This window comes from Bradyrhizobium sp. SOJA106, from assembly GCF_059448745.1.
Genome location: NZ_CM182549.1, coordinates 66016 through 86917, shown reverse-complemented (window position 1 = coordinate 86917; position 20902 = coordinate 66016). Strand labels below are relative to the sequence as shown.

Genomic DNA, 20902 nt, shown 5'->3' with positions numbered 1-20902 from the left:
GCGGACTTTCTCGCACGTTTTGGAGGAGGGGCGGGCAAGGGCGGGACTCGTCATGCACAGGACACGTCCCACCAACGCAAACGGCCGGCATTTCGCCGGCCGTTGTCGAAAATAATCGTAAATCGCGTGGATCAGACCGCGGAGGTGATCCACTGCTGGAGCTTCGCCTTCGGCGCCGCGCCGACCTGGCGGGAGGCCATCTCGCCGCCCTTGAAGATCATCAGGGTCGGGATCGACATCACGCCATATTTGGACGCGGTCTTCGGGCTTTCGTCGACATTGAGCTTCACGATCTTGACCTTGTCGCCCATTGCGCCGGCGATCTCGTCGAGGGCAGGAGCGATCATGCGGCAGGGGCCGCACCATTCGGCCCAGAAATCGACGACTACGGGGCCGTTCGCCTTGAGCACTTCGGCTTCGAAATCGGCGTCGGAAACCTTGCTAACGGCCATTGCAGTACCTCACTCGGTTGAAAGAATCGGCGCGAATGGGAATCGCGCCCGGGATCATGGCGTCAACCTATGAACGGCCCCTTGCCGGGTCAAGGACGCTCACGCCGAGATGAAGGGATGCCAGCGCCGCGTCCAGCGCGGGGGCTGAAATCTCCATATATTCAAGGGCCTCGGTCCAGAGCAGGACGGCTCGGATGGGCTTTTGGGGATAAAGCCGCGCCAGCACCGCCCGGTACAGGGCGAGCTGTCGGACATAGGCCGCCGGCGCCTCCGCCGCGCTGTTGGGGGCCGCCTGGTTGGTCTTGAAATCGACGATCAGAACCTCATTCGGACGAACGACCAACCGGTCGATCTGGCCCGATACCAGCGCCGGAGGACGGTCCGGCCGATCGAGCTTGCCGACAATGGCGACCTCCGCCCGGCTGCCGGCGGCAAAGACTGGGGCGAAGCGCGGCTCGGCGATCAAGGCGAGCACCTTTTCGGCGAGTGCAGTGCGGTCGGCCTCGGACCAGTCCGAGGCGTTGCGCGCCATGAAGCCGAGCGCGGCCTCGCGCCGGCGCTCCGAGGCGATGTCGGGCAGGGATTGCAGCAGCCGGTGCACCAGCGTGCCGCGTTGCAGTGCCAACGCGCGGGACTGCACCGATTCGCCTGATCGCACCGAGCGGCCTTCTCCGGAAAACTGGCCGGAGGGGCGCACGGGATCATCTTCCGCGCTCTCATGCGGCGCGGGCGTCCGCAGCCAATCCGGCAGGATGATCGTTTGGTCCGCTGATGTTGCTGGTGTGCCGAGCGCTGCGACATCCTCGGGACGGGCGAATCGAGTCACCTTCCCAAGCGGCGTCTCGATCGTTTCCTTGTTCAGGCCCGATGCGGCGAGCCCGGTGTCGATGAGGTCGTACCAGCTCAGCTTGCGGACCGTCCTCATATTGCCAGGCATGCAGCCGCCGACGATCAGCCGGTCAGCCGCGCGCGTCATCGCGACATAGAGCAGGCGGCGATATTCGTCCTCGGTCTCCTCCAGCATTGCCTTGCGCGCGTCGGCAACCGGCTTGGGGTCGTCGGCCTTGCGCCCGGCCCAGACCACGACCTCGCCTCCATTGCCGCGCGGCACGTTGATCAAACGGACCCGCTGCGAGTCCGCGGGCGACGACGTGGTGTCAACCATGAACACGACCGAAGCCTCGAGGCCCTTGGCGCCGTGAACGGTCATCACCCGCACCTCATCGCGCGAAATCTCCATGTCGCGCTTCACCTCGGTGTCGGCCGAGCGCAGCCAGGCCATGAAGCCCTGCAGCGAGGCCGGCGCTTTGCGCTCGTAGCTCAGCGCCAGCTCCAGGAACTCGTCGAGCGCGTCATTGGCCTCATGGCCGAGCCGGCGCAGGATACGCGCGCGCCCGCCGTCGCCCCCTAACAGCCAGGCGTAGAAGGCGAACGGCGTCTCCTCGCGCGCACGGACCTCGCAGGCCTCGAGGCGCCGCAGCACCGCCCTGAACTTCTCGCTTTCCGCCGCATGCTCGCCGAGCGCGCGCCGCAGCGATCCCTTGCGGGCATGGGCGAGCTGGAACAGATCGTCGTCGTCGAGCTCGAACAGCGGGCTCTTCAGCGCCACCGCGAGCGCCAGGTCGTCCTGCGGCAGTAGCAGCGCATCGGCGAGATTCATCAGGTCGATGATGCCGATGTGCTCGGTGAGCTTGAGCCGGTCGGCGCCGGCGACCGGGACGCCAGCGTGCTTCAGCGCCTGAATCACCGCATCGAATGCGTTGCCGCGTCGACGCACCAGGATCAGCATGTCGCCATAGCGCAGCGGACGGCGCTCGCCTTCGTGCCCGGTCAGCGTGCCGCTCTCGACCAGCCGCTTGATCTCGGTCTGGATGCGACGCGCGAGCTTGATCTCGGGGCTGGTGGCGGCGACACCATCGAATGGTGCGCGCCAGCCCTCGATCTCCTGCCTGTCATCGGCTTCCGCAAGGTCCCACAGCTCGATCACGCTCGGGCCGGCGTCGGCCAGCGCGTTGTGCAGGGGATGGCCGATCTCGACCGAGTGGATGCTCTTGTAGATCTGAGGATCGCGAAAGACATGGTCCACGGAGTGCAGGATCGCCGCGCCCGAGCGGAACGAATAGGTGAAGGCGACCGGATCGAATTTCAGCCCGGCCGCGGTGAACTTGCGATGCAGCTCGCGCCGGCGCGCGTCGAACTCGTGGGGCGCCGCTCCCTGGAACGAGAAGATCGATTGCTTCTCGTCGCCCACCGCGAAAACCGTGCGGTTCAGCCCCTCGCGCGCGCCTTCACCGGCGGTGAACTCGGAGATGATATGCGCGACGATGTCCCACTGCCGCGGGCTGGTATCCTGGGCTTCGTCGATCAGGACGTGATCGACGCCGCGGTCGAGCTTGTAATGGACCCAGCCCGAGGAGACGCGGTTGAGCATCGCCAGTGTCTTGTCGATGAGGTCGTCATAGTCGAGCAGGCCGCGCTCTTGCTTCTCGCGGCGGTAGTTTGCCGCCGCCGCGGTCGCGATGTGCAGCAGGGCCGCGGTGCGGTCGCGCATGGTCACGGCGCGGCGCTTCTCGATCAGTCCAGCGAGGCGCTGCGCCTCGTTCTCGAACAGACGCGCGACGGATGGATTGTGCTCGCCAAACTTCTTCGTCAGAACCGCCTTGCGGGGCAGCTTCTCATCCGTGAGGAAGAGGCAGAGATAGGCATCGACCTGCGCCGCGCCGGAAAACACTTTTGCCTCGCGGAGGCGCGTAGCCTGGTCATTGTCGGACTTGCTGCCGTCCTCCAGCGCAAAGGCGATGTCGTCCCAGCGCGAACGCGGCAGGAACGGGCCATCGAGGATCTCGGTCTCGACGTCCTCGATGCGATCACTTGCATCGACGCCCAGTACTGCCGCCATCTGCGCAGCAGCAGCTTCAGCGTTGCCGGCCTCGTCGGTCCAGGCCATGAAATGGTCGCGGCTGAGGCACGCCTCGCGCACGACCTCCTTGAAGGTGACGTCGGCGGCACTCGCCATCGCGGTGAGCAGTGCGCGGCCGGTGATCGTCTCCGGATCGCGGGCGGCTTCCAGCAGGACCTTCAGATTGGCGCGCTCCATCATGTCGTTCTGATCGCGCTCGTCGATCACGGCGAAGCGTGCCGGCACATTGGCCTCGAACGGAAACTGCTGGAGCAGGCGCGTGCACAGCGCGTGGATGGTCTGCACCTTCAGCCCACCGGGCGTCTCCAGCGCGCAGGCGAACAGTTTTCGCGCGTCGCGGCGCAACTTTGCGCTCGGATGCGGGATGCCGACGGCACGGATCGCGGCGTCCAGCCCGGCATCGTCGAGCGTGACCCAATGGCCAAGCGTGGTGAACACGCGCTCGGCCATGTTGGCGGCGGCGGCCTTGGTGAAGGTGATGCAGAGGATCTTTTCCGGCGGCACGCCAGACAGCAACAGGCGGATCACGCGCTGGACCAGCACATGGGTCTTGCCCGAGCCGGCATTGGCCGACACGAAGGCCGACGCGGTCGGATCGGACGCGCGCGCCTGCCGCGCACGAACTTCGTCGGGAATGGGACGCGGCAGCTTCACCATTCCTCGATCCCCAGGCCGCCGGCCGCAGACCATTCCTTGATCCGGGCGAGGTCGTCATAGGTGCCGTAGCGGTTCGCCCACATCGGCAGGTTCAGCGAGGTGTAGGGCTGGTTCTCGTCCTCGAAGGCGCGGATCAGTGCCTCCAGCTTGGCCCGCGCTTCTGCGGCAGCGGTATCGGGCGGCTGCGGCTCGTCGCCGGGCTTGTACTTGAGCTCGAGGATGCGCTCCTCGCCCGGCGGATTGTTGCCGCTCAGGCGGACGTAGACGAGCTGGGTGACGGACGCGCCCGCGTCGATGTCAGGGAAACCGCCTTCGCGCAGAATTGCGGCTTCCAGCGTGAGTTGCGGCGACAGACCCATGCGGACCTGCTTGCCGGTCGGCGGCTGGCCGGTCTTGTAGTCGAGAATGGCGTAGCCGCCGCCTTGGCGCCGCTCGATGCGGTCGGCGCGGGCGGAGAGGCGAAAGCTGCGGTTGTTGCCGAGCGCGATCGAAATCTCGCCGCGGGTCTCCGCCGTGATCGCCTCGATCGCATCACGCCTCGCAATCTCCCATTCGCCGAACCAGCGCGCGATGCGCTGGAAGCGCGGCCACCACAGCGCCCGCGCTTCGGGCCGCTCCATCAGCGGCGCAAAATGCTTCTCGCCGATCGCGCGCAGAACGCGTGCGGGATCGTCGGGCAGACGCGCGGCATAGGTCTCCGTGAACTCGCCGATCGCATCGTGGATCGCCGAGCCGCGGTCGGCCGCCGACAACGGCATGTCGACGGGATCGAGCGCGTCGAGCCGCAGGATGTACTTTGCGTAGATCGTGTAGGGATCGCGCAGCCAGTCCTCGATCGCGGTGACGGACATGCTCAACGGCCGCATGGCGCGCGGCGGCCGCGGCTCGGGCTGCTTGATCGGCCTGACCTCGGCGGGCTGATCGAGCGCGCCGGCGAACTGCACATATTTTTCGCCGGCGCGAACAGCAGCCTTCCAGAGATCGTCACCTGCGACCGCTTCGAGGCGATGCAGAAAGCGCGAGGCCACGGCCGGTGCGCCGCCGGCCTTGGCGGAATGGGTGAGGATCACCTCATCGCCACCGAGCAGCTGCGCGAAGTCATGAGCGGAGAGGCCGATACGGCGTTCCGGCAAATCGAGGCCGAGCTCGTGCCGCATCGGCCGGCTGAGCCAGGGATCGATGCGCGGCGCCGGCGGCCACACGCCCTCGATCAAGCCGCCGATGATGACGCGGTCGGCCTGCATCAGGCGCGATTCCAGCGGACCGTAAATCTGGAGGCGCGCTCCGGGCCTGTCGCGCCGCCGCACCGCGCGATCGCTGAATGCGGTCTGGAACACGTCGGCATAGTCAGGCAGCGGCACCATCAATCCGCTGGTGGTGCCGCCGCGCAGGAGATCGTCGAAGGCGCTCGCGAGTGCGAGGCCCTCGCGCTCCTCGAAGGCGAGCGGGATGCCCTGCTCGTCGCGCGACAGCTCGATCATGATCTCGCGATGGCGGTGCGCGAGCTCGGCGAAATCATGCGGCTTCGACGGCGGCAGGCTCTCGATCGGCGCCAGGGCTCTCTGCAAGACATTGATCAGCGCCTGGATTCGATCGAGGTCTTCGGCCTTGAGATGCGCGCGCGGCTCGGCCTTATGAAGCGCGGAGACCTCGCCGCGCCACAGTTTTGTTAGCTCGTCGCGAAAGCGGTTGAATTCGCGCAGGAGACCGCCGGTGCCGGCAGGCGGGCGCGTGCCGCGCAGAACTGCGAGCTCGAGGGCTTCGATCGCCGTCCTCCATGCGCCTTGCGCGCGGCCGAGCCGGCACAGCGGATGCTTCAGCATCGCCAGCAGCGTCGGCGGCTCCGATCCTTTGATCGCCGCTTCCGCCACAAGGCGCGCGAAAACGCCGGCGGAGGTTTCCATCAGCGCGTCGCCGCCGGAATCGTCGAAGGCGAGATCCCATCGCGTCAGCGCCGCCATCACCCGCCGCGCCAGCGCGCGATCCGGTGTCACCAGCGCCGCCGACTTGTCGAGATGCCGCGCCTCGCGCATCGCGATGGCGATCGCAAGTGCTTCCATCTCGGGATTGGAGGCCTCGACCACCGTGAGGTTTTTCATGCCGCCCGCGATCCTCGCAGCAACATCCGGCTGTTTCAGCCGGTCGTGCCAGACTTCCGTCTTGGCCGACGGCCGCATCGATTCGGAGGCGAGCAGATCGCGACCGCCGTCCGCCGGCGGCTGGAGGATCTCGACGTCGCTGCGCTTTATGCCGAACCGCTCCAGCAGCGCGTGCATGGCATATTGCGGATGATTCGAGGCCGGATGCTCGGCGAACTTGCCGAGCGAATCGCGCAACCCCCCGATGCTGCGCCAAGCATCCTCGTCAAGATCGGTGTCGAGGCCCGGCAGCACCACGGCGCCATGCGGCAGCGATGCGACCGCATGGAGGAATTTTGCGGTGGCCGGCATCGAGCCGGTCGAACCGGCCGCGATCACGGGACCATGGGAATGCGCGGTCAGGCGCTTTGCTTCCGCTGCGATCAGAAGGTCACGCCGCGCCGCGGGCTCGATGCGGTTGATCTCGGCGAGATGCGCAGGCCAGGCGATGCGAGCGATGCGCAAAAATTCGAGCGAGTGCTGCCAGTAACGGTCGAGATTATCAGGCACGAGCCCGTCGAGCGCGCTCCAGTCGACGCCGCGCGTCACCATGTCGTCGATCAGGCGGGCGAGATCGCCGGCAAGCGCAAGCGTGGAGGCGGGGCCGCCGACCACCAGCGGCGACAGCACCGGGCCCTTGGCCCAGGCGGCGACGAGCTGCGCCAGCGTCAGCCGCCGTTCCAGCTCGCCGAGCCGCGGCGGGATCTCGATCGGCATCGTGCCCGAGAACTGTTCGCCTTCGTCGGCGAAAGCGAGCTCGTCCTCGTCGATGTCGCCGAGCGCGACGATGCGCGGCAGCACCACTGCGTCCGCCTTCATCTCGTCGAGGAAGATCTCGCGGACGACGCGCATGGCGCGCCGTGTCGGCAGATACAGCGTGGCATCGGCCAGCCGCGCCGGTTCCTTGCGCGCCTCGAAGCCGCCGACCAGCTGGCCGTCGAGCAGGCGCGAGACGACCGTGCGCAGGAACGGAATTGAGAGGGGAACGCTGACGACGCGCATGGGCTGCCTGATTCGGGAATCAGGGCAATATAGGGAGGCGGGGGCGAATGGTCATGCGCCGGGAGGGAGTCGTCCCCGCTCTCCCACCGTCATTCCGGGGCGATGCGCAGCATCGAACCCGGAATCTCGAAATTCCGGGTTCGCGCTTACGCGCGCCCGGGAATGACGGGCAGTGCCGCAGGGTAGGCAAAGGCGCGCTTGCGCGCCGTGCCCACGCGTCTCTCACCGGCTTTCTGAGCTTTAATGGTGGGCACACCCTGCGGCGCGGTGCTTGGAGCGGCCCTACGCCACGCTCTCCAAAAACGCCTCTTCCGCGGCGTGCACCGCATCGGGCGTGCCGACATGCATCCAGACGCCGTCGAGGCGAAGGCCGAACAGGCGCTCCTGCTCGTTGGCGCGGTCGAACATCTTTGTCAGCGAGAACTCGCCCTGCGGCGCGTCAGTGAAGATCGCCGGCGACAGGATCGCAGCGCCGGCATAGACGAACGGGACGATCTCTTTTTCTTTGCGCTTGCGCAGGGCGCCATCCGGCGTCATGCCGTAATCGCCGCGGCCGCTATAGCCGATGCTGGTCGCGGTCGGCGCCATCAGCAGCAAGATGTCCATCCGCGCCGGATCGAAATTCTCTGCAAGCCGCGCCAAATTGGAGCGCACGCCGTCGATCCACAGCGTGTCGGAATTGACGTGGAAGAACGGCGCATCGCCGAGCAGCGGCAGCGCCTTGACCACGCCCCCGCCGGTGCCGAGCACCTGGTCGCGCTCATCCGAGATGGTCACACGCGGATGCTGCCGCGATGCGGTGTGGTCGATGATCTGGTCGGGCAGATAGTGCACGTTGACGACGGCGTCGGTGACACCCGCCTGACCGAGCTTGTCGAGCACATGATCGAGCAGCGGCTGGCCGGCCACCCGCACCAGGGGTTTTGGCATCTTATCCGTCAACGGACGCATGCGCAGGCCGAATCCTGCAGCGAGCACCATGGCTTTGGTCGGTTTGACGGGCATCAATTGCTTTCTCAGATCTGCTTTCTCTGACCTATCGATTTCGCGTTCGCAGCAATCCTAGCACGGAGTTCACCGCGCCGCACCGCATCTCAGCCGCCTTAGCCAGCCGCCGTGACGGTTGTGCGACGGGTGTTGCCGTTACGCTCCAACAGATGTGGAACGCGCCTTTTTCTTCCTGTCACCGAGCTTGAGGAAATTGACACCGATCTGGTCGCCATTGACCCAGGCCAGCTCGCAGCGCCGGTACGCGAGTCCGGTTGAGGACAGCAGCAGGAAAAATTCTTTCAGGTGGAGCCCTTCGACCGAGCCGTCGATGGTCAGCTTGGCGCCGCTCTCGGAGACGTCCTCCATGGTGCAGTCGCGCCGCCAGGTCCCGTCGATTCCCATCATCTGGGCCGGAATCCCGCGTTCGAAAACAACCCGGCTGTTGCCGCGCTGGTCCGCCTTCACTGCCATCTGCCCTTGCTCCAGCCCCGTCATTCTCCGGCTGCCTGCGGGCGATGATACCGATGGGATGGCTAACAGGCCGTAAATCAGGTTCCGGTCGGGGCGACCGGCGGCGGCACGTTGGCGAGATACCAGTCGCGCAAAGCGCTGAGCGTTGGATGAGCCAGGGAGCGCTGGAGATAGGTCCAGATCCGCGGCTGATGGCGCAAATAATGCGGTTTACCGTCGCGACGATTGAGCCGGGCGAAGGTGCCGAGCAGGCGCGTGTTGCGCTGCGCCGACATGATGGCGTAGAGCTCGGCAAAGCCTGCCGCGTCGAAGCCCGCATCGCCCGAGCGGCGCGCCTTGATGTAGCGCGACAGCAGCGTCAGCTCGATGTTTTCAGGCACGTCGATGCGGGCGTCCTGGAGCAGCGAGACGACGTCGTAGGATTGCGGCCCGAGCACGGTGTCCTGAAAATCGATCACGCCGACGCGCTCGATACCGGCGCGGTCCGCGAGCCAGATCAGGTTGGGCGAGTGATAGTCGCGGATGATCCAGGTCTTCGGCGCGGCCAGCGGCTTCTGCAAAAGCTCGCGCCACATCGCGAAAAATTCGTCGCGTGCCTCGGCGCTCAGCGGCGCGTTGCGGTCGGGCAGATACCATTCCGGCATCAAGCCGATCTCGATCAGCAGCGCCTCGATGTCAAAGACCGGAATAGCATAGGTCTGATCCGCCAGCGGCAATGTCTCCGGCAGCGTCTTGCCGTGCAGCATGGCGAGCGCGTCGGTCGCGGCCTCGTAGCGCTCGGGAATCGGGCGCGGTGGATCGCCTTCGACGACGGCTTCGCTGCCGAAATCCTCGGTAATCAGGAAGCCATGATCGAGATCGGCATGGTAGATCGTCGGCGCCGAGATTCCTTGCGCGCGCAGGCCTTCGTCGATGGCGACGAACGGCCTGACGTTCTCTGCGAGATGCACCGCCGCGCTGTAGGATTTCCCGTTATAGAGCGCAGCGCCGTCAGGCCGCTGCGGAAAGTTCATGAGGATGACGATCTCGTGGTCGCGCCGCAGCCGCGCATAGGAGCGGGTGGAGGCGTCACCCGCCATGTGCTTGCGCGTTGCATCCATGTAGCCCGACGCATCCAGGAACTCACGCAGCGCCTGCAGCCGCGCAACAGTGGCGGCGGCCTTGCCGTAACCGGTGATGTCGGCCGCGCGCGCATTTGAGCCTAGCGCCGGCCGGTGCGTCAGCGCGATGTCGATACGGTCTTCGGGCATCGCCGACGGCGCACGCTCGGGCCATTCGATCAGCACCAGCGTCGCATCGGGCAGCGGCGACAGGCCGATCTCCTCGAGCTCGCTCTCGTCCTCAACGCGGTAGAGGTCGGCGTGCATCACCGGGAAGGGCGGCAGCTCGTAGCCCTGCACGAGCGTGAAGGTCGGGCTCGGCACCTCCAGCTCGTCCTCGCCGGCGAGGTAGCGGACCAAGCTGCGGGCGGCTGCGGTCTTGCCGGCGCCGAGATCGCCGGTGAGCGTGATGACATCGCCGGGGCCGACCAGCAGCGCGAGATCGGCCATCAATTGTGCGGTGGCCGTCTCGTTGTGAAGCGCGACGGAGAATGTGGTTGGCGCGATCATTCGGCGGCGTCGCGATGCGCCGCCTGGTCGGTCGGGAACTCGCAGATCACGACCGTGCCGCGGCCGACGATCGAATCCACCCGCACCTTGCCGCCATGCAGCTCGACGAAGGAGCGCACCAGGGACAGGCCGAGCCCGGCGCCGCGGTGACGCGAGCCTTGCGAGCGGCTTTCGAACCAGTTGAAGACCTTGTCCTTCATGTCGGCGGGTATTCCGGGCCCGGAATCTGTCACGGTGAAGACCACACTGCGCTCTGTGCGCCGCGCGCTGATGCCGACGGTGGAATCCTGTGGAGAAAACCCGACGGCATTGGCGAGGAGATTATAGAGCACCTGCACCACGCGCTTCTCGTCGCCGATGAAAGTCCCGATATCGGGCGCGATCTCGACCTTGAGGCGGATGCGGTCGGTGGCGAGCCGGTCCTGGATACCTTCGGCGGCGAGCTCGATGGCCTTGCTGACGTCGACGGGTCCAAGTTCCAGCTTCATCGCGCCGGCATCGATGGTAGCGAGATCGAGGATGTTGTTGGTGAGCGCCAGCAGCGCGTTGGTCGATTTGGTGACGTAGTCGAGATATTCGGCCTGTTTCGGCGTCAGCGGCCCGGTCGAGGGATCGCTGAGGAAATGCGCGAAGCCGATGATGGTGGTGAGCGGCGAGCGCAGCTCGTAGGAGACGTGGTGGACGAAATCCACTTTCATCTGGTCGGCGGCTTCCAGCGCCTCGTTGCGCTCGCGCAGCGCGCGCTCGACATTCTCGGTGTCGGTGATGTCCTGGAACGTCAGCATGGTGGCGCCGTCGTGCAGCGGGCGGATCATGCCGTCGAGCACGCTGCCGTCCTTGCGCTCCAGCTTCAGCGGCACATCGCCGCGGTTCTCGATCGAGGTGATGGCCTCGCGGATCTGGCGCCAGACCACGGGATCGTCGAACAGCTGATGGCACCAGCCCTCGACGGTCTGGATGTGGGGCTCGTCACGCATGGCGTCGCTGGAGAGCTTCCACATCCGGACGAAGGCCGGGTTGAACAGCTGGGCCTTGCCGTTGCTGCCGAACACCGCGACGCCTTCGGCGAGGCTGTCGAGTGTCTCACGCTGGACGCGGATCAGGCCGTCGAAGCGGCGGGCGAGATCGAGGCTTTCGGTGACGTCGTCGAACAGATAGGTGACGCCGCCTTCCGGATTCGGCGTGGTGACGACGGAGAGCGCGCGCCCGTCGGGCAGATACCAGGTGTCGTGGGCGGCCTCGACCGCGCGATAGGCCTCGTGCAGCTTGGCCTTCCAGGCGCGGAAATCAGGCTGCTCCGGCAGCTTGCGCGCGGCGCGGAGCTGGTCGAGCACGCTGGAATCGTCGGGATTGGCGTCGAGGAAGGTGCGGTCGAGGTCCCACAGCCGCCGATAGGAATCGTTGTAGAAGGCAAGGCGCCGCTGGCCATCGAATACGGCAACGCCGGAGGAGAGCTGGTCCAGTGTGCGGCGATGTGCTTCGGCCATCCGCACCAGCGCCGAGCTCAGCGCATCCGCTTCGCTGGCGTCGATCGCGACGCCGACACTGCTGCTGCCGACATTGACCGCGCGCACGTCGTACATGCGCCGCTCGCCACTGACGACGATCGGCAGCCGCGAGGTGAAAGTGGCCGCGTCCTTCAGCCCCCGTTCCATCGCGGTGCGGTCGGCGCTGTCGAGCAGCTCGAGCTTGCGCTCGTGGGCATCGGCGATGCTGGCGGCCTCGGTCGCACGGACATAAGCCGGATTGGCGTAGGTGAGCGCGCCGTTCGCGGCCTTGGCCCATATCGGCCACGGTGCGGCAGCGGCAAAGCCGCGCAGCATCTCGGTCTCGTCGGAGAGCGCCTTGTAGCGCAGATGGGTTTCGGCCAGTTCGCGGCGCAGTCCGGACAGCTCGCGAATCCTGACAATGGCCTGGCCGCCGATGGCGCGGCCGATGGCCTCCAGCGTGTGGCCATGTGCGGTGGTCAGCGTCAGCTGGAACCCGTCGCCACGCTCCCGCAGCGCATCGACCGCGTGGTCCATCTGCAGCGCCGGTTCCGGCGGCAGCCAGGTTCCGAACGCCAGCACGCGCTGCGGCGAGGAATCGCGCGGCAGCACCATCGAGATGTCGCCCGTGATCTGGGCGCGGTTGTCGCCGGCGGGCCAGGAGATCATGATCTGCGGCTCGGCAAACAGCAGCGCGCCGTAGCGGTCGGCCTGGAGCTGGAGTTCCCCGATCCGCGCGCGCAGCCGCGCCTCGTTCTTCGCGGTGCGCACGCGCGTGCGCATCAACAGGATCGCGGCCATCACGGAGAAGCCGAGCAGGGCCAGCGCGGTGGCAAGCACTGCGAGTTCCTGCCGGTTGAAATCCAGCAATGTGGAGAGGGTGTCGACGAGGTCGTCGGCCTTGGCCGGCGCAGCCGGCAGCAGCGCTGCGAGAGCGCCTCCCAACAAGCTGTTGCGCGCCAACGATGTGCACGACAGCAGCGTCCGACGCATCGACACGATCACGCCTGACATAGTTGCCCCAAGACCGCACGGATTTGCGCGCGGCGACCCCCGCCGCACGCGAATCAAACGACAATACCCCCACCGCGACTCCGGCGGTAAGAGTCCAGATCGTGAACGCAAAGGCGGCCCCAAAAAAATGCGGGGCGCTGGGTTCCAGGCTCGCGTAGCTCTGCGGGTGATTTGGCTGGAATTGCCGTGTGTTAGCTTGTCGTGCGAAGCGCGCGCCCGGATCGAAGCTACGCCCCCACCCGCGTCGCTCCGCTCCGCGACCTCTCAAGCGGGAGAGGTGAATCCAACTCGCAGCTCGGCTAGCGTCCCGTTGAACCAAATCCGCCGGCGCCGCGATCCGTTTCCGACAATTTCGCCACCGGAACCAGCGCGGCCTGCACCACGGGTGCGACCACCATCTGTGCGATGCGCTCGCCGCGCTTGATCACGAACGGCCCGGTGCCGTGGTTGATCAGGATCACCTTGATCTCGCCGCGATAGTCCGCGTCGATCGTGCCCGGCGCGTTGAGCACGGTGACGCCGTGCTTGGCGGCAAGGCCCGAGCGCGGTCGCACCTGGGCCTCGAAGCCGGGCGGCAACGCAATCGCAAGGCCCGTCGGCACCAGCGCATATTGGCCGGGCGCCAGTGTCAGCGGCTCGCTCTCCGGCACTGCGGCCATCAGGTCGAGGCCGGCGGCCTCGGCGGTCTGGTAGGCCGGCAGCGGCAGGCCCTCGGCATGGGCGAGGCGCTGCAATTCGACCGCGACTTTCGTGCTCAAGATGCGGACTCCAGGGATTTACCGGTCACGCTTTTTGCGACATGCGCGACCAGCTCGATCGCAACCTGTTCCTTGGTCATCACGGGCCAGGAATCAACAGCGATCTCGCCGTCCTTCTCACCATTCTTGCGGCTTATGAGGTGGACGGTGTTGCGGTCGCCGCCCATCACGCCGGTCGCGGGTGAGACGTCGTTGGCGACGATCCAGTCACACCCCTTGCGCTGAAGCTTTGATTTCGCGTTGTCGATGAGGTGTTCGGTCTCGGCAGCAAAACCGATCACCAGCGGCGGGCGCTTGTCGGTCAGCTTCGAGATCGTGGCGAGGATGTCGGGATTCTCGACCAGCTGAAGCTGCGGCATGCTGCCTGCGGTCTTCTTCAGCTTCTGCTCGCCCTCATTGGCGACGCGCCAGTCGGCGACGGCAGCGGCGAAGATCGCGATGTCGGCGGGCAGCGCGGTCTGCACCTGCTCCAGCATCTGCCGTGCCGATTCGACGTGCTTCACTGTGACGCCGGCGGGATCGTCGAGATCGACCGGGCCGCTCACCAGGATCACCTCGGCGCCGGCGGCTTGTGCTGCGGCGGCAATGGCAAAACCCTGCTTGCCCGAGGAACGGTTGGCGATGTAGCGCACCGGATCGATCGGCTCGTGGGTGGGACCCGCGGTGATCAGCACGCGCTTGCCGGCGAGCGGCTTCGGCACTGGCGGCCGCAGCAGCCGCTCGGCGGCGGTGGCGATCTCGATCGCCTCGGACATGCGGCCGACACCGGCTTCACCCGCTTCGGCCATCTCGCCGGAATTGGGCCCGATCAGCACCACGCCGTCACGCTGGAGCTGCGCGACGTTGCGCCGCGTCGCCGCGTTGTTCCACATCAGCGGGTTCATCGCCGGCGCCAGCAGGATCTTGCGGTTGGTCGCGAGCAGGATGGCGCTGGCGAGATCGTCGGCATGGCCATTGGCCATCTTCGCCAGGAGGTCTGCGGTCGCCGGAGCCACCACGATCAAGTCGCAGTCGCGCGCGAGGCGGATGTGGCCGGCATCGAACTCGCTCTGAGGATCGAACAGATCGGTATAAACGCGCTCATGCGAGAGCGCGCTGACCGCGAGCGGCGTGACGAATTGCTGCGCGGCCTTGGTCAGCACGCAGCGGACCTCGACGCGGCGTTCCTTCAGCCTGCGGATCAGGTCGAGCGACTTGTACGCCGCGATGCCGCCGCCGATGATCAGGGTGACGCTGACCTCAGGAACCGCGCCGGTGCGCTGCGGCGTGGGGGCGGTGGATAGCGCCGGGGGCGCCGAAAAAGGCGTCAGCGGCTCCTCGCGGCCCTCGATCAGCTCCCGCAGGATGACCCGGACCTCTTCCTCGACCGACCTGTGGTTCTTGGCCGAGCGCAGCCGCAAATAGGTTTTGACGGCGTCGTCGAGCTTGCGGATGGTCAGGCTTGCCATGACAGCCCTCCAGCACGAAATGATAGCGATGCTATCATTTGCGTGATTGCACTGCAATCAGAGATTCCGGACGGCGATCAGGATTCCGATGAAGGTCGCGGCAATGATCCAGAGCGCCACGGTGCGCCAGCGATTCTTGCGGCCCTCGCTCCGGCCCATGGCGGCGATGCTCTCCGGCGACAGGCGAAGGCCTTCCCGGGTCATGGTCTCGAGCTGCTCGAGCACCGCGACCGAGCGCTGGGCGATGTCGGGCAGGCGCATCATCACGCGGGCGAGCTCGCCGCCGCCGGCGAGCGCGCCCTGCACGCGGCCGATCGGACCGAGGTTGCGCTCGATCCACTCGCGCACCACGGGGTCGGCGATCTTCCAGATATCGAGCTTGGGATCGAAGCCGCGGGCGACGCCTTCGACCACCACCATGGTCTTCTGCAGCAGGATCAGCTCGGGCCGCGTCGTCATGTCGAACAGGCCGGTGACCTCGAGCAGCAGCGTCAACAGCCGCGCCATCGAGATCTCCTCGGCGGTGCGGTTGTGAATGGGCTCGCCGATGGCGCGGATGGCCTGCGCGAAATTCTCGACCGAATGATGCGCAGGCACGTAGCCCGCCTCGAAATGCACTTCCGCCACGCGGCGATAATCACGGGTGATGAAGCCGAGCAGGATCTCGGCGAGGAAGCGCCGCTCCTTCATGCCGAGCCGGCCCATGATGCCGAAATCGACCGCGACGAGGCGGCCGGCCTCGTCCAGGAACAAGTTGCCCGGATGCATGTCGGCGTGGAAGAAGCCGTCGCGCAGCGCATGGCGGAGGAAGCTCTGGATCACCTTGCGGCCGAGATCGGGCAGATCGACCTGCGCCTCTTCGAGGCGCTTGTGATCGTTCAGCGCGATGCCGTCGATCCACTCCATGGTCAGCACGTTGTGCGTGGTGCGGTCCCAGTCGACGGTCGGCACGCGGAAGTCGGGGTCGTCCTGCGTGTTCTCCGCCATCTCCGACAGCGCGGCGGCCTCGAGCCGCAGGTCCATCTCCATCGCGACCGAGCGCGACATGGTGTTGATGACCTCGACCAGACGCAGGCGCCGCGCCTCGGCCGAATAGGTCTCGGCCTTGTGCGCGACGAAGAAGAAGTCGGAGAGATCGCGGCGGAAGCGCGCGGCAACGTTCGGCCTGAGCACCTTGACCGCGACAGGCCTGCGAATGCCATCGCGCTGCACCTCGCCGCGATGCACCTGCGCGATCGAGGCAGCTGCGACCGCCGGGCCGAAGCTGACGAACACGTCCTTGAGCGGCCGCTCCAGCGACGTCGCGATCGCAGCTTCCGCCTCTGCCTGCGGAAACGGCGGCAAGCGGTCCTGAAGGCTTTCCAGGTCGCGCGCCATGTTGAAGCCGACCACGTCGGGGCGCGTCGCCAGGAATTGGCCGAGCTTGAGATAGGCCGGACCCATCCGCGTCAACGCGCGCGAGATTCGCGGGCCCTGCTTGACGCCTCGCCGCTCGACGATGCGCGCAAGTTTCAGCGCGAGCTGGCCGGGCGGCGGCACCAGGCTGGGATCGACCGAGCCGAACACGCCCTCGCGCGCAAATACGAACGCGGCGCGGATCAGGCGCGCAATGTGGGTGAAGGCAGAGATCACAAACGCCAGCCCGAATGCAGTGCGACGATGCCGCCGGACAATGTCTGCCAGCTGACGCGGGCGAAGCCGGCGTCGCGGATCATGTCGGCGAAGACGTTGGGCCTTGGAAATTTGCGGATCGATTCGACGAGATACTGATAGGACTCGGCATCGCCCGTCACCATGCGGCCGAGCGGCGGAATCACCTTGAACGAGAACAAATCGTAGATCCGGTCGAGCCCGGGCACCTCGACGGTGGAGAACTCGAGGCACAGGAAACGGCTGCCGGGCCTCAGCACACGATAGGCCTCGCGCAGCGCCAGGTCGATCCGGGGCACGTTGCGGATGCCGAAAGCGATCGTATATGCATCAAAGCTGCGGTCGGCGAAGGCGAGCGCCTCGGCATTGCCTTCGACGAAATCGACCTGGGTGTCGAGATGGCGCTTGGCGGCACGCTCGCGGCCCACAGCCAGCATGTCGGTGTTGATGTCGCAGACGGTGGCATGGAAGCCCGCGCCGGCCGCCTTGGCGGCGCGGAACGAGATGTCACCGGTGCCGCCGGCAACGTCGAGCAACGCGAACGGCCGATCGCTCCTGGGCGGGTCGAGCGTGTTGATCATGATGTCCTTCCAGACCCGGTGCAGGCCACCGGACATCAGGTCGTTCATCAAATCATAGCGCGACGCCACGCTGTGAAACACATCGTTCACCAGCGTCTGCTTGTCCCCCAGGGGCACGTCCCTGAAGCCAAAATGCGTGGTTTCGCCCGGCCGATCCATTACTCTACTCCACGAGGCGGACCATAGCCTGCCCGCCGCAATGGCGCTATCACACCGCCTTCATAAGGTGAATGCCTGACCATGCCTGAATTGCCCGAAGTCGAGACCGTCCGCCGCGGCCTTCAGCCCGTCATGGAGGGCGCGAAAATCCTCAGGGCGGAGGCCCGCCGGCCTGACCTGCGCTTTCCGTTCCAGCCGGACTTCGTGGCCCGGCTCAAGGGGCAAGTCGTCACGGGCCTCGGCCGCCGCGCAAAATATCTCATGGCCGATCTTGCCTCCGGCGACGTGCTGCTGATGCATCTGGGCATGTCGGGCTCGTTTCGCGTCGTCAAGCCGGACAACGACGCGGCACCCGGCGAGTTTCGCTATCCGAAGGGCAAGGATTCAGCACACGACCACGTGCTGTTTCGGATGTCCTCCGGCGCCGACATCGTCTTCAACGATCCGCGCCGCTTCGGTTACATGAAAGTGATTGCGCGCAACGCGCTCGACGATGAGCCGCTGCTGCGCGGGCTCGGCCCCGAACCGCTCGGCAACGAATTCGACGCCGCGATGCTGGCGCGGTCCTGCGCAGGCAAGACCACGAGCCTCAAAGCCGCGCTGCTCGACCAGCGCGTGGTCGCGGGTCTCGGCAACATCTATGTCTGCGAAGCGCTGCACCGCTCGCATTTGTCGCCGCGCCGGATCGCCGCGACGCTCGCGACCAAGGGTCGCAAGGGCGCTGGCGGCGGCGAGCCGACCGACCACGCGAAGCGCCTGGTCAGCGCGATCCACACCGTGCTGAACGACGCCATCAAGGCCGGTGGATCGTCATTGCGCGATCACCGCCAGACCTCGGGCGAGCTCGGCTACTTCCAGCATTCCTTCAAGGTCTACGACCGCGAGGGCGAGAAATGCAAGACGCCCGGCTGCGGCGGCACGGTGAAGCGTTTCACCCAGAATGGCCGGTCGACCTTCTGGTGTCCGAAATGTCAGAAATGAGATGGATCGCAGCCGGGAGGTCGTGAGTCTCGGCGAAGACGACGATCCCACCACGCCGTCATTGCGAGCGCAGCGAAGCAATCCGGCCGGGCTGGTGACCGAATTGCTTCGTCGCTTGTGTCACCGGATAGGGAAGAGCCGCCTGGCGCCCGAGCGATCGCCCCGCTCAGTACGCCAGTGTCGTGGTCTCGTCCGCCACAAGCTCGGCGGCGACGTGCAACATGCCGTTGGCGGCCGAGATGACCTGGTCGATCAGGACATTGGTCGTAGCCTCGAGCTCGAGCCGGTTCTCGATCCAGCGCCAGAGGCCGCGGATCTCGTCGGCCGACTTGCCGTTCGGCGCGAACTCGCTGACGGCGAGGCCGCTGGCGAGCGAGTCCTGGTGGTCGTTGCGCATGACGATCAGCGGCCGTGCGAGCACCTCCGCGAGATCGAGCGCGGCTTCCTCGGCGAGCGCGCCCGCGGCGTTGTCGATGCGCTGACCGCGGATCGGGGTCTGGTTCAGCACGAAGCTGTAGGGCCGCTTCCAGGCGCGCGCGACGCTCAGCGTCGAGACGGTCGCCTCGATGTCGGCGACGGTCGGCCGGGACGGGACCAGGCAGAGGTCGGAATGACGGATCGCGGCGGTGGTCACGGCGGACAGGCCGGCCGCGGTGTCGACGATCGCGACCTGCAGGCCGCTGTCCGCCAGCATCTTGACGCGCGGCGCGAAATCGGCGGCGTGATAGATCGGCTCGACGACGACGTCGTCGTTGTTGCGGCGGCGGGCCCAGTTCGACAGCGTGCCCTGCGGATCGGTCTCGATCAGGCGGACGGTGAAGCCGGCCTGCTTGGCTGCCAGCGCGAGTCCGATGGCGAGCGTGCTTTTGCCACTGCCGCCCTTTTGGGTGGCCAGTACGATCGTATGCATGGAAAGTTCAATCCTTTGGAATGTCTGGGTCGTTGGGGTAACGCCACGCGAACGTGCATCGCTTCTCGATGCTGAGCTCTTCTCGCTCAGGACGTGCCCTGCCCGATCCAAAGGATCGCGGATGTCCGAATCAACGGTAACGATGATGGCAGAATCGGGAATGCCAGCCAATCCGTACCAACACTGGACCCGTACTCGCGCGCATGACTTGCACGCGCCGCGGGTCCGGGAGTGTCGCGCTTGCCTACTTCCGCACGCAGATCACGCGCACGACGGCGGCTCTGGCGTCGGTCGAGGTGCCGTTCGCTGTGACCGCGTTCGCTTTCAGGAAGTCGCGCACGGTGCCTGCGCTGACCATCACCGCCTGCGATGCCGGCACTGTCGTCGCAGGTCCTGCAACCATCGCGGGCTTCAGCAGCGCGATGCCGGCGAACTTGCCGTCGCCATCGATGGCCGGGCCGCCTGAAAATCCGACCGCGGGCGGCGGCGACAATGCCGAGTCGCTGCTCGTGACCGGCGCCAGTGCGCCCTTGACGCTCGATATGTTGGCGGCGCCGCCCTGGCTTTGGGGATCGGCGATGCCGACGACATCGACACTCGCCTTCATGCCACCGCCTGTGAGGCTGAGCGGCTTCAGGCCGCGCGCGCCGTAGATGTGCAGCAGCGCGAGATCGTGCTCCTTGTCGTCGGCGAGCCGGTCGGCCCTGCCATAGCCGGCAATGGTGATCGCGAGACAGCTATCGGTGACGAGGCGGTCCGCGACGATCGCGCCGTCGTCGCTGACGACGATGCCGGTGCCGTATTCGACGCTCTTGCGCGGCGGCGGCCCGGCTTGCGGCCCCGACGGGAACGCATTGAACGCGCTCGACATCGCGATCACGACCGGCTCGACCGTGTTCTCGGTGGCTTGGTCATAGAGGATCGTCATGATGCGGACCTCGTCGCCCTTGAAGGTGCCGCGGACGTAAAACTTCTTCAGGCCCTGCAATCCCGACAGCACGAAGAAGTCGGGCTTGACCACGGTGTAGTCGACCTTGCGGCCGGCCGGCTCCTTCTTCTCCGCATCCGCGAGCTTAGCCGTGGTCGGGTTCGCCTCCTTGCGGCGGCTTAGCAACACCTGCACCGTGCCGGTCGGCGAGGTCCATTTCGAGCCGTTGGCGTCGGTCACCTGCTGCGGCACCAGTTTTGCGGGAATGCCGAGCCGTGCGCCGCTGGTCATCTCGGTCACGATCTTCCAGCCGACGCTCTCCTGCTTCCGCCGCGCTGTCTCGGCGAGCGCGGCGCGCTCCTGCGGGTTGAGCACGCCGGTCGGCTTGCCGCCTTTGAGCTTCTGGTATTCCTTGATGGCTTCGACCATCCGCGTGCTGATATCGCCGGTGATGGCACCGTTATACTGGCCGACCCAGGCGAGATCGGACTGGAGCGCCAGGCGCTCTCCTTGCGTCATGCCATCCGCCGTCTCCGACGGCGTCTGGGGGGCGGGCGGCTTGATCGGAACGGTCTGGACGATTTTCGGCCTGGTGCCGGGGACCTGTGGCGTCGTCATCTGGGCGTTCGCAGCCGTGGCAGACGCCAACATCAGTGTTGCCGCAAGCATCGATCTCATGACAAATCCAGCCAGCCCATTGAACGCCAAGCCATTGAAGCACATCTCGTTGGTCGCGAACAATGTTG

At 66.4% G+C, this 20902-nt stretch carries 14 protein-coding genes; 1 reads left to right on the top strand and 13 read right to left on the bottom strand.

All coding sequences use genetic code 11. From position 1 onward, the window contains the following. Positions 1–131: 131 nt before the first annotated feature. The 11 genes from trxA to ubiE all read right to left on the bottom strand — a co-directional run bounded on the left by trxA (position 132) and on the right by ubiE (position 17337). Positions 132–452 (bottom strand): thioredoxin, encoded by a 321-nt coding sequence (trxA, locus tag AC5V87_RS00360; RefSeq protein WP_008540017.1) that lies wholly within the window; start codon positions 450–452, stop codon positions 132–134. 67 nt (positions 453–519) lie between these two features. Next, entirely contained in the window at positions 520–4029 is a 3510-nt protein-coding gene (addA, locus tag AC5V87_RS00355; protein WP_456841651.1) for a double-strand break repair helicase AddA, read from the bottom strand. Next, the gene (gene addB / locus AC5V87_RS00350; protein WP_495369663.1) at positions 4023–7169 is read right to left on the bottom strand and encodes a double-strand break repair protein AddB; all 3147 of its coding nucleotides are present in this window, start codon (positions 7167–7169) and stop codon (positions 4023–4025) included. The genes addA and addB overlap by 7 nt, the downstream gene beginning before the upstream one ends. Positions 7170–7451: 282 nt before the next feature. Beyond that, positions 7452–8174 carry a nucleotidyltransferase family protein gene (locus AC5V87_RS00345; RefSeq protein ID WP_495369662.1) on the bottom strand — a complete coding sequence of 241 codons (723 nt, stop codon included), beginning with the start codon at positions 8172–8174 and terminating at the stop codon, positions 7452–7454. A gap of 138 nt (positions 8175–8312) precedes the next feature. Continuing rightward, positions 8313–8630, bottom strand: coding sequence for a PilZ domain-containing protein (locus AC5V87_RS00340; RefSeq protein ID WP_495372015.1), 318 nt, complete (start codon positions 8628–8630; stop codon positions 8313–8315). A 77-nt stretch (positions 8631–8707) separates the two neighbouring features. Next, positions 8708–10240, bottom strand: coding sequence for a tRNA (adenosine(37)-N6)-threonylcarbamoyltransferase complex ATPase subunit type 1 TsaE (tsaE, locus tag AC5V87_RS00335; RefSeq protein WP_456841647.1), 1533 nt, complete (start codon positions 10238–10240; stop codon positions 8708–8710). Further along, positions 10237–12741, bottom strand: coding sequence for a sensor histidine kinase (locus AC5V87_RS00330; protein WP_456841646.1), 2505 nt, complete (start codon positions 12739–12741; stop codon positions 10237–10239). Before AC5V87_RS00330 ends, tsaE begins: the two co-directional genes overlap by 4 nt. Positions 12742–13040: 299 nt before the next feature. Continuing rightward, a complete protein-coding gene (dut, locus tag AC5V87_RS00325) occupies positions 13041–13499 on the bottom strand; it encodes a dUTP diphosphatase (RefSeq protein WP_456841645.1) in 459 nt (152 codons plus the stop codon). Continuing rightward, positions 13496–14947, bottom strand: coding sequence for a bifunctional phosphopantothenoylcysteine decarboxylase/phosphopantothenate--cysteine ligase CoaBC (gene coaBC / locus AC5V87_RS00320; protein WP_495369661.1), 1452 nt, complete (start codon positions 14945–14947; stop codon positions 13496–13498). Before coaBC ends, dut begins: the two co-directional genes overlap by 4 nt. 57 nt (positions 14948–15004) lie before the next feature. Beyond that, positions 15005–16579, bottom strand: a complete 1575-nt coding sequence (gene ubiB, locus AC5V87_RS00315) for a 2-polyprenylphenol 6-hydroxylase (RefSeq protein WP_456841643.1) — start codon at positions 16577–16579, stop codon at positions 15005–15007. Then, positions 16576–17337, bottom strand: coding sequence for a bifunctional demethylmenaquinone methyltransferase/2-methoxy-6-polyprenyl-1,4-benzoquinol methylase UbiE (gene ubiE / locus AC5V87_RS00310; protein ID WP_495369660.1), 762 nt, complete (start codon positions 17335–17337; stop codon positions 16576–16578). The genes ubiB and ubiE overlap by 4 nt, the downstream gene beginning before the upstream one ends. 81 nt (positions 17338–17418) lie before the next feature. Here ubiE and mutM point away from each other — a divergent pair, with 81 nt between their 5' ends. Further along, positions 17419–18318, top strand: coding sequence for a bifunctional DNA-formamidopyrimidine glycosylase/DNA-(apurinic or apyrimidinic site) lyase (mutM, locus tag AC5V87_RS00305; RefSeq protein ID WP_456841641.1), 900 nt, complete (start codon positions 17419–17421; stop codon positions 18316–18318). Positions 18319–18484: 166 nt separating this feature from the next. Here mutM and AC5V87_RS00300 read toward each other — a convergent pair whose 3' ends face one another. Then, a complete protein-coding gene (locus tag AC5V87_RS00300) occupies positions 18485–19228 on the bottom strand; it encodes a nucleotide-binding protein (protein WP_495369659.1) in 744 nt (247 codons plus the stop codon). 244 nt (positions 19229–19472) lie between these two features. Further along, positions 19473–20834, bottom strand: coding sequence for a serine protease (locus tag AC5V87_RS00295; RefSeq protein WP_495369658.1), 1362 nt, complete (start codon positions 20832–20834; stop codon positions 19473–19475). Between the last annotated feature and the right edge of the window lie 68 nt (positions 20835–20902).